Source organism: Youngiibacter fragilis 232.1, assembly GCF_000495435.3.
Classification (GTDB): Bacteria; Bacillota; Clostridia; order Clostridiales; family Clostridiaceae; genus Youngiibacter; species Youngiibacter fragilis.
The window spans coordinates 1-16,469 of the sequence record NZ_AXUN02000090.1; the positions used below are offsets into that span (position 1 = coordinate 1).

General features: G+C 46.6%; 12 protein-coding genes. 4 read left to right on the forward strand and 8 right to left on the reverse strand.

Annotation, left to right across the window (positions count from 1 at the left end; genetic code table 11):
• The first annotated feature begins 410 nt into the window (after positions 1-410).
• Genes T472_RS05315 through T472_RS05325 form a run of 3 tightly spaced genes read left to right on the forward strand, consistent with a single transcriptional unit; the run spans position 411 to position 5,177 of the window.
• Positions 411-1,112, forward strand: coding sequence for an ABC transporter ATP-binding protein (locus T472_RS05315; RefSeq protein WP_023387832.1), 702 nt, complete (start codon positions 411-413; stop codon positions 1,110-1,112).
• On the forward strand, positions 1,112-4,588 hold the full coding sequence (locus T472_RS05320; RefSeq protein WP_023387831.1) for an ABC transporter permease: 3,477 nt from the start codon (positions 1,112-1,114) through the stop codon (positions 4,586-4,588). The genes T472_RS05315 and T472_RS05320 overlap by 1 nt, the downstream gene beginning before the upstream one ends.
• Positions 4,589-4,598: 10 nt before the next feature.
• Positions 4,599-5,177 carry a TetR/AcrR family transcriptional regulator gene (locus tag T472_RS05325; RefSeq protein WP_023387830.1) on the forward strand — a complete coding sequence of 193 codons (579 nt, stop codon included), beginning with the start codon at positions 4,599-4,601 and terminating at the stop codon, positions 5,175-5,177.
• 77 nt (positions 5,178-5,254) lie between these two features.
• Here T472_RS05325 and T472_RS05330 read toward each other — a convergent pair whose 3' ends face one another.
• The 8 genes from T472_RS05330 to T472_RS05365 all read right to left on the reverse strand — a co-directional run bounded on the left by T472_RS05330 (position 5,255) and on the right by T472_RS05365 (position 14,304).
• Positions 5,255-5,539 carry a NifU family protein gene (locus T472_RS05330; RefSeq protein ID WP_023387829.1) on the reverse strand — a complete coding sequence of 95 codons (285 nt, stop codon included), beginning with the start codon at positions 5,537-5,539 and terminating at the stop codon, positions 5,255-5,257.
• 13 nt (positions 5,540-5,552) lie between these two features.
• Positions 5,553-6,722 (reverse strand): thiolase family protein, encoded by a 1,170-nt coding sequence (locus T472_RS05335; RefSeq protein ID WP_023387828.1) that lies wholly within the window; start codon positions 6,720-6,722, stop codon positions 5,553-5,555.
• On the reverse strand, positions 6,719-7,663 hold the full coding sequence (locus tag T472_RS05340; protein WP_023387827.1) for an enoyl-CoA hydratase-related protein: 945 nt from the start codon (positions 7,661-7,663) through the stop codon (positions 6,719-6,721). Before T472_RS05340 ends, T472_RS05335 begins: the two co-directional genes overlap by 4 nt.
• A 10-nt stretch (positions 7,664-7,673) precedes the next feature.
• Positions 7,674-9,245 carry an acyl CoA:acetate/3-ketoacid CoA transferase gene (locus T472_RS05345; protein ID WP_040906771.1) on the reverse strand — a complete coding sequence of 524 codons (1,572 nt, stop codon included), beginning with the start codon at positions 9,243-9,245 and terminating at the stop codon, positions 7,674-7,676.
• A gap of 31 nt (positions 9,246-9,276) precedes the next feature.
• Positions 9,277-10,065, reverse strand: a complete 789-nt coding sequence (locus T472_RS05350) for an enoyl-CoA hydratase/isomerase family protein (RefSeq protein ID WP_023387825.1) — start codon at positions 10,063-10,065, stop codon at positions 9,277-9,279.
• Positions 10,066-10,083: 18 nt separating this feature from the next.
• On the reverse strand, positions 10,084-10,944 hold the full coding sequence (locus T472_RS05355; protein ID WP_023387824.1) for a 3-hydroxyacyl-CoA dehydrogenase family protein: 861 nt from the start codon (positions 10,942-10,944) through the stop codon (positions 10,084-10,086).
• A 62-nt stretch (positions 10,945-11,006) separates the two neighbouring features.
• Entirely contained in the window at positions 11,007-12,527 is a 1,521-nt protein-coding gene (locus T472_RS05360) for a 4-hydroxyphenylacetate 3-hydroxylase family protein (protein WP_023387823.1), read from the reverse strand.
• Between the two features lie 346 nt (positions 12,528-12,873).
• Positions 12,874-14,304 carry a sigma-54 interaction domain-containing protein gene (locus T472_RS05365; protein ID WP_040906787.1) on the reverse strand — a complete coding sequence of 477 codons (1,431 nt, stop codon included), beginning with the start codon at positions 14,302-14,304 and terminating at the stop codon, positions 12,874-12,876.
• A 677-nt stretch (positions 14,305-14,981) separates the two neighbouring features.
• Between T472_RS05365 and T472_RS05370 the strand changes: the two genes are divergently transcribed.
• A complete protein-coding gene (locus T472_RS05370) occupies positions 14,982-16,400 on the forward strand; it encodes an amino acid adenylation domain-containing protein (protein WP_207643949.1) in 1,419 nt (472 codons plus the stop codon).
• Positions 16,401-16,469 lie beyond the last annotated feature (69 nt).

The window sequence follows — 16,469 nt, forward strand, 5'->3', positions numbered from 1 at the left end:
CTAACCTGACTGTATTGCCGTTAGTCTTAACGTAGCTTCTCCCCCTGGAACCGATAACCCTAAGTGACCCTCCGCAAACAGGACAAGAATTCACCTCATGGCTCCTTACGAAGAGAGATTCCCCCTTCCTATCTAGCCTGAATTCTGATAAAATAACCATGCTAATTAATTTTAGTGGGAACCCTTCTCTGATTCAGTTTCGTAGGCGGAATTCAGGGAGGGGTTCTTTCCTTTCTATTCAATTCTTCCTCTCTGCCAGTATATCCGTCAATTTACGGACAGGCAAGCATGGCTACTCTATGTCAAAATTTCGCGGCTCTAACAGAATACCTTAATAATCCGTTAACTGATTGACTGTCAGTCAGTAGTGTACTAGAATTGACTTAAGAACGAAAGCAAGGGATGATCATATGAGTTATATAGCTTTAAGTGAAGTCACAAAAAGCTACAAGATGGGTGAAATAAGCATAGTTGCAGCCGACATGGTCAGCTTCAGCATAGAGAAGGGTGAATTCGCGGTGGTCGTCGGCCAGAGCGGAGCAGGAAAGAGCACCATCCTCAACATTCTCGGAGGCATGGACATGTCCGATACCGGCAGGATCACTGTCGACGGCAGCGAAATACATGGCTACAACTCCAGGATGCTTACAGATTACAGGCGCTACGACATAGGCTTCGTATTCCAGTTCTACAACCTGATACAGAATCTGACTGCAAAGGAAAATGTAGAGCTCGCTGCAGAGATAAGCAGGAATCCGCTTGATGCCAAAGAGGTTCTTAAGCTGGTCGGTCTTGAGGACAGGATGTACAACTTCCCGTCACAGCTCTCAGGCGGTGAACAGCAGAGGGTCTCCATAGCGAGGGCTCTGGCCAAGAACCCAAAGCTTCTGCTATGCGATGAGCCTACAGGAGCACTTGATGACCAGACAGGCAAGCAGATCCTGAAGCTTCTCCAGGATACCTGCAGGAAGACCGGCATGACTGTCGTGGTCATTACACATAATGCCGCAATCACCGCAATGGCTGACAGGGTCATCCGCATGAAGAGCGGCAAGGTATTGTCGGTTGAGGTCAACAGCAATCCGCTGCCCGTCGAAAGGATAGAATGGTAATGTTCAACAGATCCCTCCTCACAGACCTGGTAAGGGCCATAAGGCGAACCCTTCCCAGGTTTCTTTCGATAACAGCCATCATATCCATAGGAGTAGGCTTCTATGCCGGGATCAATGCGACAAGCCCTGACATGAGGCTTACAAGTGACAAGTATTTTGACGAGATGAACCTCATGGACCTTCGTCTTCTGTCGCCGATGGGCTTCCGGGAGTCGGACCTTGAGATGATCAGGGGGACCGAAGGGGTCAAGGATGTAAGGGAATCCCATACCAAGGATATCTTTGCGATTTCAGGTGAAGACAAGAGCACTGTCCGGCTTTATGCTTACGATATCGGATCGGAAGCGGTCGAAAGCTCGATGAACAGAGTTATCCTCACTGAGGGAAGATATCCTGCTGCCTCAAATGAAGTCCTGATAGAGGATTCCCCGAACGTACCGTCATCCTTCAGCCTGGGCTCCCAAGTGACAATGGAAGCCCCTTCGGGAGAAGAACTTGAGGACAGCCTTATAGAAGATACCTACACAATAGTAGGAAAGATGCGGTCGCCGATGTACATCGACCAGTCGAGGGGCCAGACAACCATAGGTGACGGGAACATACGGTTCTACATGCTGGTACCGAAGGATGCCTTCACTTTCGAACGAATAACAGAGGTTTATGTGACCGGAACAGGTCTCAAGGAAATCAGCACTTACTCGGAAGAGTACGATGAGAAGGTATCAGCATTGAAGTCAGACTTCACTGCGCTCGGAAAGGAAAGGATAGCCCAGGAGCTGGACGAGCTAAGGACAAAGATAGCAGATGGCTGGGCTGAACTGAACGACGAAAAGAAGAAGGCATATGTTGAACTTGATGATGCCCTGGTAAAGCTGAATGATGCCAGAGACCAGCTGGAGGCAGGTGAAACTGAGCTTAAGGCCAATGACGCGAAATACAGGAAGCAGATAGCTGACGGCAGAGCCCAGATTGCTGCCGGAAGAAGACAGATTTCCGCCGGATGGGCAGAATACGACAAGAACCTCGCAAAGATAACCGCTGCGGAGGAAGAGCTCAGGATTCCTCTACTGCTTCTCGCTGAGTCGAAGAGGCTGATTGATGAAATGGACCTTGGGCTTCAACCAGCCGAGGATGCATATGACAGGATGCTTGAATACATCCAAACAGGTGAAGGTGAGGTCCCGGTGGTTCCTGAGATCCCAACCGAGGGTCTTGCTGATTCGGAAGACCTGTCGGTTCTGCGTGAACTTATTGCACAGTATCAGGGTGAATACGGCGATGAATATGATGATCTTGCTATGGAGTACAACCTGCCCCCACTTGATGAGCTTGATGATCCGGAGGGCATCAGGGAAGACATAGAGGAGATAAATGTTCTCATCAGGAAGTTCAATGAGACAGGGTCGCTCAGCGAGGATGAGCTTGCCAGGCTTTCCGCCTTCATTGAAGAAAACAGGACCAGATATGATGATATGGTACGGCTGGCAGCTGACATGACCGGACAGATTGAAGCTGCAGGCAGAGAAATAGAGGAAGGAAAGAAGCAGCTGGCAGCTGCAAGAAGCACCCTTGAAAAGAATGACAAGTCCCTTGACCAGGCGGAAAAGGCCCTTGATGCAAGCGAGAAGACACTGAATGCAGAGCTTGATGCAGGCCGGGCAAAGCTTGACCAGGGCTGGGCAGACTACAGGGAAGGTCTCGCAGCATATGAGGAAGGCATTGCAAAGGCTGACTCGGAGTTCATTGACGCAGAGAACGAGCTCAGGGATGCCGAAGACAAGCTCAAGGACATCAAGGGTGAATGGTATGTTTTCACCAGGGACGACAATCCCGGATATACAAATTTCGAGGATGATTCGCTGAGGATCGGGAATGTGGCGAAGGTATTCCCGCTGTTCTTCTTTTTAGTGGCATCTCTCGTATGCCTGACAACAATGACCAGGATGGTGGAAGAGGAAAGGACCCAGATAGGTACGCTAAAGGCACTTGGTTATGCAAAGAACACAATATCTGCAAAGTATACGACCTACGCCCTGGCTGCAAGCACCCTTGGTTCACTCATAGGCTTCGCCATAGGATTCACGCTTTTCCCGACAATCATCATCGAAGCCTACAAGATACTGTACCTGCTTCCATCGCCTGTCACTCCATTCCATTGGGATTATGCCCTTATCTCGTATTTCATTGCTACTGTCGTGACACTTGTTGCGGCGTACTCAGCAACCGCAAAGTCACTTAAGGAAAGCCCTTCGCAGCTCATGCTTCCGAAAGCCCCGCCTCCCGGAAAGAAGGTGCTCCTTGAAAGGATTCCGTTCATCTGGGACAGGATGAGCTTCATGAAGAAGGTCACGATAAGGAACCTTTTCCGATACAAAAAGAGGTTCCTCATGACCGTAATAGGCATATCAGGATGCACTGCGCTGCTGCTTACAGGCTTCGGTCTCAGAGACTCCATCCTGTCAATGATGGGGACACATTTCAAGGAACTTCAGGTCTACGATGCAATGGTAGTCCTTGATGCCGATGCAGGTCCTGCATCTGACGAAGTAATAGGTATGCTCAGGACAGACCCTTCTGTAACAGATGAGATGTTTGCCGTCACTGAGAGCCTGACTGCATCATCTGATGTCATAGGCAAGTCACACGAGGTTACACTTATTGCGCCTGATGATACTGAAAGCCTTTCAAGTTACGTAGTCCTGAGGGACAGGGGAACAAGGTCACCGATTGAGCTTACTGATGATGGGGCGGTAATCTCCGAAAAGCTGTCAATGCTTCTTGGTGTCGGTCCGGGTGACAGGATCACCCTAGAAAATCCTGACAAGGAGAAATACATCATCAAGGTATCTGGAATCACTGAAAACTACATGCTCCACTACATTTATATTTCCAAGGGATACTACTCTCAGGTGTTCTCAAAGGAACCCCTGCACAACTCCATACTGTTCAACCTGGAGGAATCTACAAAGGAAAAGGAGGCTGCCCTGAGCGAAAAACTCCTTGAAAACAAGAATGTGCTTGCAACGGTATTCCTCTCCGGATCAATACTTGATTTCACCAAGTCACTTGGCTCCTTCAACCTGGTAGTCCTCGTTCTGATCATCGCATCAGGAGCCCTGGCGTTTGTTGTCCTCTTCAACCTCACGAACATCAACATAACTGAAAGGATGAGGGAGATTGCGACAATCAAGGTGCTGGGCTTCAGGGACAAGGAGGTTTCAACATACGTATTCCGCGAGAACATTATCCTGAGCTTCATCGGAAGCCTGCTGGGACTTGTTCTCGGCTACCTGCTCCACATATACATCATAGCCACAGTAGAGCTTGACTATATAATGTTCGGCAGAGAGATACTCTGGCCAAGCTACATCTATGCGGTGGTACTCACGATGGGATTCTCGTTCATAGTGAATTTTGTAATGTACTTCAGGCTGAAGAAGATCAACATGGTCGAATCACTGAAGTCAGTTGATTAGGAGGTGCACCTTGAGAATATCAAAGCCCAGGGAAGAACGCAGACAGGAAATAGTTGAGACTGCAAGGGAGCTTTTCATAGCACAGGGGATAGACAACACACCTGTCAGCCAGATTGTCAAAACCGTTGGTGTTGCACAGGGGCTCTTCTACTACTACTTCAAATCAAAGGACGAAATCATAGCCGCTGTCGCCGACCATATCATGGACTCGATTGAAAGGAGCATCAACTCGTCACTTGAGAGGAAGGATATGGGCTTCAATCAAAGGATCACAATGGTAGTTGACATGTTCCTTGCTTCATTCGGGATACTCGACGAAGGGACTGGCAAAGTCACAAGCCTCGTCTACAGCAGCCAGCTCTATGACATAATAAAGGCAAGGCTTACAAACACCACCACCGACGTCATCAATGCCCTCATGGCTGAAGGAACCTCATCGGGAGCACTGAACATACGGCATCCTGAGCTGATGGTGACCCTCATCATCCAGGGACTGGCCGAGCTTATAGGTAATGGACTCAGGGAAAGGTCTGTCATACTTGACCTTATCGAGCAGGGTCTGAACCTTCCGGAGAACAGCCTGCAATAAACATCGTAAGCATCAAAGGGCGGCAGAATTGCCGCCCTTAAAAAAAGTCCCTGCCATTAGGCAGAGACAAAATTCAGCTAACCTCTATGAGTCATGAGACTCCTTGCAAACATCAGCAGCTCCTCGCTTACATCGGAGATCATCCTGACATCACGTATTCCATCAATGGCAGTCAGGCTTGGCTTGAGGACTGTATCCAATGTATCTTGTGTCGATCCGCAACTGCTGCAGGCTCCCCTGAATCTCACATTTGCCACATCGCCCTCGATTCTTACAAGTTCTACCCACCCATCATGCTCAAGGAGCTTGACGTTGATTTCACTCTCAATGACATTCTTAACCTTTTCCTCAAGATTTCCCATAATCCTACCTCACTTATATCATTTCATAGATAATCGCTGCACCCATTCCACCGCCGACACACATGCTTACCATTCCAACACTTTCATTTCTTCTTTTCATCTCGCTGAAAAGTTTTGAAGTAAGTACGGCACCGCTTCCGCCCAACGGGTGACCCAAAGCTATCGCACCGCCGTTGACATTGGTAATCTCCTCATTGATGCCCAAAGCCTCTATGCACGCTATAGCCTGAGATGCGAAAGCTTCATTGAGTTCTATGAGACCGATGTCCTTTAGTGTCATTCCTGCCTGTTTCAACGCCTTAGGTATGGCATACATAGGCCCTACTCCCATTATGTCAGGCGACACTCCAACTGCAGAAAATGCTCTGATCCTCGCCAATGGTTTCAGTCCCAGACTTATGGCGGTCCTTTTTTCCATTAGCATGACGAAACCTGCACCATCGCTTGTCTGTGATGAATTCCCGGCTGTCACAGATCCATTTGCCTTGAATACAGGCCTCAGCTTCGAAAGGTCCTCGAACTTTGAACCGTAGCGTATTCCTTCATCCTGGTTGAATATGAACTTCTCTTCACCGGTGCCGTCAGCAAGAGGCCTTACTGCTTCAATGTCAATTATCTCTTCCCTGAACAGTCCGCTCTTCTGAGCAGCCTCAGCCCTGTTGTGACTCCTTGCAGCCATAAGGTCCTGCTTCTCTCTGCTCACATTGTACTTTGAAGCTACATTTTCAGCAGTCACTCCCATTGACAGGTAATGGCCTGCCTGAACTGCAAGAAGCTTAGGATTAGGAAAGTTCATGTTCCCGCCACCCGGAATCGTGCTCATGCTTTCAACACCACCAGCTATGGCTATGTCTATGTTTCCCGCAAGAATTGCATTATGCGCCGTGGCGATTGACTGCACCCCGGATGCGCAGAACCTGTTTACAGTCTGGGCTGCAGTGCTGTCAGGAAGCCCAGCCAGCGATGCCGCTATCCTTCCGATATTTACTCCTTGTTCAGCTTCCGGGAAAGCATTACCCATTACAACCTCTTCAACCAGTTCAGGTGAAAGACCGGGCGTACGGGCAAGAAGTCCCTTGATCACCTGTCCTGCAAGTTCTTCAGGTCTTGTGTACTTCAACAGTCCTTTAGGTGCTTTACCTACCGCAGACCTTGCATAGCTTACAATAACTACTTCTCTCATCTTGCCACCTCACCCGTCCTGTCCTTCGACAGGCAAGCCTCCTGGTAACCTCTCGCCTCAAGCTCCAGGAGCTGGGCTTCAGTCACCTCGGTTCCTTTCGGTACCGCACCGCCACCTATTACATTCCCGACTGCAACCGCAATATCATATGCCGAATCGCTCATGAACCCACCCATATACATGTTTACTGCCATTATCTTAAGAGCTGCACTTCCGGTTTTTCCCAGCACAGAAATCTTCTTCTGAGGAATCGGGTCGTACCCTTCAAGGTTCATGTTCTTTGCCTTGATCTTTCCCTTGTTAAGGACATCCTCACCCGGTGATGCTATTTTAATACCTTTGGGCAGTATTCCCTGGCTTACCATTTCTGCGGTAGTTTCTGTCTTCTTCGGGAAGCATATGCTCCCCTGCAGCTTTTTCATTACTGGAACGAGGTCAATGCCAGGTATGTCTTCGCCTCTCGAGTATGCCTCTATTATCTGTGCGGTCAGTCCTCCACCCATCGGCGGATAATTGTTTTCACGAAAATCATACCCGGCAGATACCCCAGTTGGCTCTGCAATGATAGCATGGCAATTCAGTGCAATGTCATAGCCTGCGCCAAGTACCATGCCTTTAAGGACTGCAACCACAGGCTTGTTGTAATGCCTGATTGCTGATGAAAGACTTTGGATGCTCTTTGCGACTGTATATGGGTCTTCACAATCAGTGTCGATATTCCCGCAGCAGAAATTCTCACCATTTGGAAACACTACAATGCCTTCAACTTTATCTTCAATTTCCTTTATGGCTTCAGCTGCCCATTTTGCCGATTTGTGGCTTATCTTGCCCTTTCCATCTGTCAATACCAGTCCGGCTATTCCATCTTTCAGGTCTACTATTGCCGCACCTTCAGTCTTCTTGACTACAGGGCCAAGACTGGCCAGTGATACATTATCCATAATTCCTCCCCTATCCCTTCATTTTCCTCTCCATCACCTCAGCCAGGCCGCCCCACTTCTCATTGAAGATCCCAGCAGGCATAAGCTTGACATCCTTGATTATCGGCATGAAGTCCATCTGGTCCAATATATCTTCCTCTATTGAGATTCCCGGTGCAACTTCCTTTAGCTCAACACCAGCTTCAGTAAGCTCAAACACAGCCCTTTCAGTCACGAACATTACTTCCTTTTTGTCCTTTATCGCAAGTTCCCCATTGAAGGATATCTGTTCAAGAGCATTTGTGAACTTCTTTATGTCGCCTTCCCTGGTTATCTCAAGCTTTCCATCACCGAGCCTGGCTTCCATTCCGCCGCAGAATATTGTCGTGAATACTATCTTCTTGGATCCTCCTGCAACATTCATGAAACCTCCGACACCTATACCGCCGCCATTCAGCATGCTCGAGTTGACATTTCCCTTCTCGTCTATCTGAAGTGCCCCAAGGCATCCGAAATCAAGTCCTCCGCCATCGTAAAAGTCGAACTGGTCAGCCATCTCAAGCGTTGCGTCCGCATTCCAGCAACAGCCGAAATCATGCTTGTTGGCTGGGACACCGCCGATTCCGCCTGCTTCCGTTGTAAGTGTCAAGAGATGCAAAACATTCTCTTCAGTGGCTACGGATGAGACAGCTTCTGGAATACCAACACCAAGATTTACCACGCTGTATGGTGAAAGCTCCATGGCAGCTCTTCTTGCGATAACTTTCCTCGGACTCAGCTTCTCAAGCGGTATGCTGTCGAGCGGAACCTTATATTCACCCGCATACACCGGATTATATACTGTCTGTGCAGTCTGCCAGTGATATTCCGGCTTAGCTACATAAACGTAGTCGACCATGATCCCTGGAACCTTGACCTCCTTTGGAGGTATTGCTCCTGAGCTTATTATCTTCTCAACCTGGCATATCACTATACCGCCGCATGCCTTAGCTGCCTCTGCCAGTGCAAGCTGACCTAGCTGGTAGCCTTCTTTCTTTATTGAAATATTTCCTTTTTCATCAGCATATGTTCCTCTGATTATGGTTACATCAATTTTGGGCAGTTTGTATAGAAGCCATTCTTCACCATGGATATTGATTATCTCGACAAGATCCTCTGCATCCCTTGCCTTCTGGTTCATTGCACCACCGCCCTGTCTCGGGTCCATCATGGTTCCCAGACCTACCTTTGTGATGACCCCAGGCTTTTTTGCGGCTATGTACCTTGGCATCGTAGCCATCACACCCTGCGGAAAATTGTAAATCTCAGCCTTGTTCTCGCCTGCAAGTCTTTCAACTGCAGGTCCGCACCCCTTGAGGTGTCCGCCAACGCCTCTTTTAAGAAGGCCCTCATACGCCATATGGGCGAAGCCTCTGTCTCCTCTGTTTCCTACTCCAGACTGCCAGTACACTGTCAGATCTCTCGGGTGTCCTGTGGCCAGAAAGCTTTTCTCTATCTCGATTACTGATTCCTCTGCAAAACCTCCAAGAGTTATCCCCGGGTAGAAGACCATATCCCCATCTTTTATCAGGCTGCAAATCTCACTGGATTTTATTACTTTCATGAGCATCCGTTTCCTTTCATATCTTATAGTGTCATCTCTTATGGTTGAACAGGGGCGGACGCTTCTCAACGAAAGCTTTCATCCCCTCTTTCTGGTCTTCGGTTTCAAAACAAAGCGAAAACAATGACTTCTCATACTTTTTACCTGTGCTTATGCCATTTTCAACCGCATGATTTATTGCTGCCTTAGCATACTGAAGTGCTGCTGCAGGCTTCTCGCACAGCTTCTCTGCAAGTCTTGTGGCTTCATTCATCACTTCATCATCAGAAACACACATTGTGACAAGTCCTGTGTCAAATGCTTCCTTACCGCGTATGACCTTGCCAGCCATAACCATTTCCTTTGCCTTCACCGGTCCAACAAGGGTCACGAGCCTTTGTGTCCCTCCTGCGCCGGGAATTACTCCAAGTCCTGTTTCGGGAAGTCCGAACATGGCTTTCTCACCAGCAATCCTGAAATCACAGGCCATGGCGATTTCGCAGCCTCCTCCGAGGGCAGGTCCGCATATCGCTGCTATTACCGGTATTGGAAGTGCTTCAATGAAGTCGTTGGTGAAGTGGGCCTGAGAGGCTGTGCGTTCAGCTTCGAACGAATCAGCCTCCATCATCTCCTTGATGTCAGCCCCTGCAACGAATGCTTTCTTTCCTCCGGTCAGGATCAGCACCCTTATCGATTGATCCTTCCTTATAATGTCCAACGCCTCAACAATGTCGTTATGCAGCCCTTTGCATAGGGCATTCATTACATGAGGTCTGTTGATTGTTATTGTGGAGATGCTGCCCTTGGTTTCCAGGATTATATTTTCAAATTCCTTGTACATAAAAACACCTCCAAAACCCTAATACTTGTAGAATCCTTCTCCGCTCTTCATTCCAGTCTTCCCTGCCCTCACCATCTGCTTGAGTACAGGCTGTGGTGCATACCCATTGTCATTGAATTCGTCACTGAAGTAATTTGAAATTGTCACACTAAGGTCAATCCCTCCGAAATCAAGCAGCTGGAATGGTCCCATAGGATGGTTAAGACCAAGCTTTACGGCAGTGTCAATATCCTCAACTGAAGCAACACCCTCTGCATAAAGCCTTGCAGCTTCGTTCATGAACGGTATGAGAAGCCTGTTGACTATGAATCCCGGAGAATCCTTCTTGACTTCAACAGGTGTCTTTCCAAGTGAAAGAGTAAACTCCAGCGCCTTGGCAATGGTCTCATCAGAAGTCCTCAAGCCTGAAATAACCTCTACCAGCCTCATGACAGGTGCCGGGTTGAAGAAATGTATACCGCAGAATCTGTCTGGTCTTCCTGATTCTTTTCCTATCTCTGTTATAGACATTGACGATGTGTTTGAAGCGAAGATAGTGCCTGCCTTGCAGACATCGTTCAATTCTTTGAAGATCGCCTTCTTAAGGTCCATATTTTCAAGGACTGCCTCAATAACAATATCCACATCCTTGAAATCCTGAAGGTTCTCGGTCATGACGAATCTTGCCATGGTCTCTTCCTTCTGGGCTTCAGTGATCTTCCCCTTTTCTACTGACTTTGCCAGCTGTTTGCCTATCCTGCCAACCGAGGCTTCAACAAATGACAGCTTTATATCTCTCAAAATTACCTTGTAGCCCATGGCTGCTACGACCTGGGCGATACCTGTGCCCATTGTCCCAGCACCCACTATACCTATTACACCTACCGGCTTTCCTTCCATGATCTTCCTCCAATATGTCTTGAGCGATATTTTGTAATATCGCTCAAGGTCATTATTATGAATTAATTGTCGTACTTCTTGAATTTCTCGAGTATCTTTCTTGGTGTCACATATTTCCTGTCGTATATCGGAATTTCAGGCTCGATTCCTGCAAGATATTTTGCTATGCCCTTCAGCTCTTCCAGGTCGTACCTTGACATCATTGCAACTTCCTCCATCTGTGGAGATCCGCCTCCATGAAGTCCGGCAACTATCATTGCTCCTCCGAACTCGGATATCATCTGGTCTTCGATCATCCTGAAGCATCTGTGTATATTTTCGGCTGAGATCTTAGGATTTCTCATGATGTACTTATGAAGAAGTTCTCCTACTCCCTCCGAATAGAATTCCTTTTCCAGCGGAAGTGTCGCTATAAGTCCGCCTGCAAGGTCGGCAAGGATCTTGTTCTCATTGTATATCTCTTCTCCAGCAAGCTTTCTGCCGGCGTTTGTAAGTATCTCGTCAGGTATCATGGTTCCTGATGGGGACTTTTCAGCCTTCACTGCACTTGCGATTCCTGCAGCATATACAAGCTCAGCTAATCCAATGATGTGTGCAAGCTTGCCCTGGACATGCGAAGCCTTGGCTATTCCGTTGTACTCTGCAACAAGTGCTGCTTCACTGGCTATTACCTCTGAAGTCGCAGGCTTGCATCCTGTATATGAGTGCCTGTGGAAATGTGCGAACATGAGGGCAAGGAATCCTGCGTATGGAGTCTGTCTTGGGTCTGCAAGTCCGTTCATGAATATCCTGTCGTTTGGTATGAACACGTCGTCGAAAATAGTCAGTGACTCCATGTCTCCTACCTTTGCGATTGGAGCATCAATGTACTCCCTCTTGTGCCTCACTCCTGGAAGTGCCGCAATCTTGACTCCTTCCCAATCGGCAGGTATTGCAAAGGATACAGCATATGCAGCGTCTGCAGGTCCCATGAACCTTGTTGGAGTTACGATTATCTCATCAACATATGGTGCAGCTGAGTTACACGATTTTGCGCCTCTTACTATTATTCCATCAGGCCTTGTCTCGACTACCCTCAGATACATGTCAGGATCCGGCTGCTCCGATGGTCTCAGAAGTCTGTCACCCTTTACATCTGTCTGTGCACAGTTAGCTACTATGTCATTTTCCTGCACGTAAGCCAGAAACTTAAGGAAGTTCTCGTTGTACTTTGTTCCAAGTGCCGTATCCATCTCATAAGTAACAACCGAGAGAGCGTTGATGGCATCTATGCCCATGCATCTCTGGATACAGCCGCCGACCCTGTGGGACAGAAGCTTTGTCATCTTCTGCTTGTTGAACAGGTCATCCCTTGTCTGGTGAACATGTGTGAACCTGTTTATGGTTTCTCCTGTAATGTGTGATGTTGCTGTGCAATACTCCTTGTATCTGTCATCGTGTGCGCAGTCGAATGTCTGTCTCATGACATATATTCCACCTGCGAGCCTTGGATCAGACCTTCCGATTACCTCTCCGCCAACATAAATGTTCGGCTTCATTGCCACCAACCTGTCATAATACTGTTCAAAAGTTCCTACTGGCATTTTTTTACCTCCTAATGATAATTAATTGTTTACACACTCCTTTAAGCAAACAGCGTGCCAACATATTGACGATTTGAAAAAAAAGTCAATATTTGTTCAAAACAATCAATTTTGACAAGAATCAAGTGGTATACCCCTCTTTTTTACACAATAATCATCCTATTATTTTGATTGGAAGATATGAAAAAGCAAAAAGAATGGATAACGCGCTAAATGCGTATCCATTCTATACATTAATAAAACAGTGCCTCCTGACATCAGTATACAAAGTATACAGCTATAAAAACTGAAAAGAAAAACCGCCTAAAAGGCGGCCAGCTTGCATAATATTATTCGATAGCTAGAATTATTTTACAGTCTTGGAATTTTCATCACAGAAATCAACAAGGTCATACCTCGCCAGTTTCTCATAGAAGTTCCTTCTTGAAATTCCCAGCTCATCCATTGCCTTGCTCTTGTTAAAGCTGTTCCTCTTCAGAGACTCCTTGATCAGTCCCTTCTCAAGTATTTCTACATTTGTTTTAAGGTCAAATGTCTCGAATGACTCATTTCCGATATCGAGCTTGTAGGGAAGCAGATATTTCGGGAGGTCCTTGATCTCTATCCTGTCGCCGGTACGAACAATATTCCCATGCTCAAGTACATTTCCAAGCTCCCTTATATTTCCGGGCCAGTCATATTTCTGGAACAGTATAGCTACCTCAGGAGAGATCGTCACACTCTCTCCGCAACCTTTATTAAGGTTTTCAAGTATCGTCCTTGAAAGAGGTATGATGTCATCCTTCCTTTCACGAAGTGAAGGGAGATTTAAAGGAATGACATTAAGCCTGTAGTAAAGGTCGCTTCTGAAGGTCCCATCTGCAATCATGGACTCCAGGTCCCTGTTCGTAGCTGTAATTATCCTTACGTCAAGCGGCAGCGTCTTCGTGCCCCCGACCCTTTCGAATTCCTTCTCCTGGATCACTCTGAGGATCTTCGCCTGCATGTTGAAGGTCATATCCCCTATTTCATCGAGAAAGATCGTTCCTCCTTTTGCAAGTTCGAATTTACCCATCTTGCCGCCCTTTCTCGCACCAGTAAACGCACCTTCGTCATATCCGAAAAGCTCGCTTTCAAGCAGGTTCTCCGGTATCGATGCGCAATTCACCTTAATGAACGGCATCCCGCTTCTTTTGCTTTCCCTGCATATTGCCCTGGCCAGCACTTCCTTGCCTACCCCGCTCTCCCCCCTTATAAGTATGGTGCTGTCTGTCTTGGCAACTTTGCTGGCAAGGAAAAGGACTTCCCTGGTCTTTTCATTCGTACATACGTATTCTGAGAATGAAGGTGAGAGCTTTCTCTTCTCCAACTGGTCCTGATAATATTTCGAGATTTCCTGTGTCCTGTGAAGCTCTTCAGATAGTGCGTTCAGTTGAGTCAGGTCATTGAATATTGAGACTGCCCCCATCAGAATCCCTTCCTTGAAAATTGGAAATGATACCCCGACAGCTGATATCCCAACCGACTTGAGTTCTTCCACTATATAATGGGAGGCTATTCCGCGGTTCATTACCTTTATTGCAGTGGCGTTCGGCTCGATATCACTCAGTTTTTTCCCTATCGCCTTTTTCTGCGGAACTCCCAAAATCTTTTCATATGCCTTGTTCACGTACACGATCCTTGTTTCTAGGTCATTGATCATTACAATATCAGATATGTCATCGAGTATGTCCAGAAGGAAATTGTTGTCCCACTTGTTTATGAAATCCATGGTTATGGTATTGTATTTGCCATTCATTTGATTGCCATCCCCCCTGTGGTCTTTGAGTGCATTATAGCACAGTTTTTTTGAAACACACTTTATATTTTCGTATAAATATTGATATGAAAAAATTATGTCAGACGATTCAGACCACACAATCATATCTTCATATTCAACACTTACGGAGTAGTCTGTTCTTGACACTGCCATGTACAAGGACCCTCCCACTTCTTTCATTTAGAACCTACAATTCACCTGGATATTTCTTCTTATTAAACTTGAGTAAAATACAAGTGCAATCGAAAATACTCATCAGCACCGCATATGATTAACTCATGATATCCAGTGAATTCAGTTTTTCAAATTCATCATCAGGAATCACCGTTAAGATTGGATAAACTGGAATAAATGTGCACTACCGAGTTTTTATCCTGCTGAATTGCGGGTAAAATAGTGTTATTGCCATATTAAGGGCAGTCTCTAAATGATGGAAGGTATTCGAATCGCCTCATATTGATCCGTCAATATGCAACTGATCATAATAACCATCAATGGCATGCTTTTTGCTTATTAGTAATTGAATAAGCCGTTCAGTCAGCTGAATTTGGCAATATTGAAGGCAGGTATTAGGGGGAGATCATACAATGAAAAGCGGTTATCCTATTTCTAATGAAACTGATCTGGATATTTCAACCTTGAGCAATTTCTGCGAAATGTTCAGATCTGCTTCAAAGTCCTATCCAGACAAGACAGCACTTGTTCACGGTGACAAGTCGATGACCTATATCGAGCTTGACCTGTTGTCTGACCAGGTATCCTGGAGAATCATTGGCCTTGGCATTGAGAGTGGAAGCATAATCAGCATAATGATGGAACGTTCCATGAATGCCATAGCAGCAATGATCGGAGTCTGGAAGTCCCACTGCGCATATGTATTCATAGACCCAAGCTATCCGGAGCAGCGAATCGAATACATGCAGAGTGAATGCAAGTCCCCTCTCACGATAACTGAGACATTCTTTGAAGACCTTGAATGTACGCCTCAGGATCCTAAAACTCAGTTTAGTGATGATGACCTTGCTGTCGTCATATTCACCTCCGGTTCTACAGGAAATCCAAAAGGTGTAATGATCAGCCACAGGAACGTGGCTGAGCTCGCCAAGAGCCACAAATTCCTCAACATGGGGACGAATGATGTATGCGGCTTGTTTGCGAGCCTGTCCTTTGTTGCAGTGCTTAATGACATATTCACAATTCTGGCACTTGGTGGAACTGTGGATATTATTCCAACAGATATCCGCAAGAATATCAGAGCCCTTGCAGAACACTATAAAAGCCACAAGATTACATTCACATTTCTGCCACCTCACATGGCTTCAAAATTCATTCAGATTGATGAAGACAACACTACATTAAAGACTCTTGTAGTAGGAAGCGAACCGACACGCAACCTAAAGAAGCGGCACTATGATATTATCAATGTCTATTCCTCCTCTGAAACATGCAACTATTCGACAACTTTCCATATTGAGTATGAAGCCAGGACATACCCTATAGGCAAGGTCAAGGATACTCTCAAATGCTACATTCTTGATGAGGATGAAAACCTTGTACCGGAAGGAAGCCCTGGTGAGATATGTATTGCCGGACCCCAGGTTTCATTGGGATACCTCAACAACCAGGCTAAGACTGCACAGCAGTTCATCCGCAACAGGTTTTCAGAAGAGCCTGGTTTTGAAAGGATCTACAAGTCAGGTGATATTGTACGTATGCTGCCTGACGGTAATATGGAATATATCGGCCGAAAAGACTGGATGATGAAAATCAGAGGATTCCGTGTAGAGGCTACTGAGGTTGAGAATGCCATGCTTAAATATCCAGACGTACTTGAAACATCAGTGAAGGCATTCCAGGATGATGGCGGTACGAATGTGTTATGCGGCTACTTCATTGCGGAAAAAAAGGTTCAAACCACTGATTTCCTTGATTTCCTTAAAACATTGCTGCCAGCCTATATGGTGCCTTCAATATTAGTCCAGATGGACGACTTCCCGAGGAACTTCAACAATAAGGTGAACAAATGTGAGCTTCCTGAACCAGACCTGTCTTCCAAGAAGGCCCGCAGAAATTGAATATTGCACTGCAATTCCATTTTTGAATATATCAGCGCATGTTTATGGGCCGTCTTGCGACGGCCCATT